This is a genomic window from Streptomyces sp. NPDC002265 (genome assembly GCF_040296125.1).
In the GTDB taxonomy this organism is placed as follows: Bacteria; Actinomycetota; Actinomycetes; order Streptomycetales; family Streptomycetaceae; genus Streptomyces.
Map to the genome: position 1 here is coordinate 1 of NZ_JBEOWS010000710.1, position 1,287 is coordinate 1,287.

Sequence of the window (1,287 nt, forward strand, 5' to 3'; positions counted from 1 at the left end):
CGAGAAGGCGCGCAGCCTGCGCCGTGGGGCGCAGGGGCGCTCCTGCCCGGCCGGCGCGATGTTCGTGACCGGCCCGGGGCGATCGGAGGGCCGCGCCCCCGGCGCTGACGGTGCATCGGCCGGCGGGCCGCCGGAGTGCTGTTCTGCGCAGAAGTTCTCGTCCTGTATCGCCTGGGTGTGTCGCTTGCGGCCCGGCCGGTGCGCCCACCGGATCGCCGCAGGGGGGTGCCGCTGCGGCGCCGGCGCCTCCTGAGTCCTTCTGATGCTCCCTTCCCGGGGCGGGTGCCCGCGGACGGAGAATGCCTGCCGGCCCGGACCGGCAGGCGAAAACTGAAATGGGAAGATGTTCAAGAATTCCTGACACTTCCTGGCCCTTGTTTCGCGGGTTCTGTTCCGTGCGGCATGGATGCTTCCGGGAAGGTGCCTGAATTTGGAGGTCCGGGCTTCGTCCGGACGGGAACAGATGCCGTATCCGTGCGTCATCCGCCCTCTGCCGATCTGGGCATTCGTGATGCTATGGTCGGTTGGTTCGCGTTCATGGAGAGAGGTACAGACCGGGAGGGATCGATGATCTCGACCGCCTCGGATTTGGCGGCATGGCTCGCAGAAATGTCCGACGACCGGGAAAGGGTATTCGACGACTGGCGTGCGGGTGGGGACGGAATGACTGTGCTCGCGGCCGGGGCGTCCTGGGATGCGGTCAGATTCTCCGAGGTGAGAGGGTATCGGGCGTACCTGGGTCTGCTCCGTGCGGTGAGCCCGGTCGGTCCCGTGCTGTGGGACTCCTGGTGCCGTCAGGTGTATTTCCTGACCGCTCCGGGGTGGGCGGATCTTTTGCGGGCTCTCGATGTGCGGGTGGTGTCCCGCGGCGGATGGCTGGCGGTCCCGGATCCGAGACTGCAGGTGGGGAGATTCGTGTGGATCATAGGAAGTCGGAACAGGCGGCTGACCTGCCCCGGACGGCTGTACCTCTCGGCTGTGCCGTCGGCTTCGGTTGATACCGAGGGCTGCACCGAAAAGGCCGGCAATTTCTCTCTGTGGGTGGCCATGGCGGCCCGGAGCCGGATGAGCAGGAATTTTCAGGTCGACCTTGTCGGGGATCTCGGACGGTCGGGTTCGGCCGCCCAGGATTCGCCAGGACCTTGACGGGGGATCTCGTTGCGGTTTTGGAAGATCTGGAAGGCACTGAGAGGTTTCCAACCTCAGTTTGAGCAGGTCAGATGCAGGGTGAGGACGGCCTGAACCAGGCTGGTGATGCGAGTCGTGGAACATCGCAGCTTGCGCAGG

The 1,287-nt window shown here is 65.9% G+C and carries 1 protein-coding gene and 1 pseudogene; one reads left to right on the forward strand and one right to left on the reverse strand.

The features are described from left to right. The first annotated feature begins 567 nt into the window (after nucleotides 1-567). The gene (locus ABT085_RS46450) at nucleotides 568-1,146 is read left to right on the forward strand and encodes a hypothetical protein (protein ID WP_351623287.1); all 579 of its coding nucleotides are present in this window, start codon (nucleotides 568-570) and stop codon (nucleotides 1,144-1,146) included. Between the two features lie 56 nt (nucleotides 1,147-1,202). Here ABT085_RS46450 and ABT085_RS46455 read toward each other — a convergent pair. Continuing rightward, nucleotides 1,203-1,287, reverse strand: a pseudogene (locus ABT085_RS46455) (IS5/IS1182 family transposase); the annotation flags it as partial.

Coding starts and splice junctions, on each gene's coding strand:
- ABT085_RS46450 (WP_351623287.1), top strand. CDS start 568: ATGATCTCGACCGCCTCGGATTTGGCGGCATGGCTCGCAGAAATGTCC.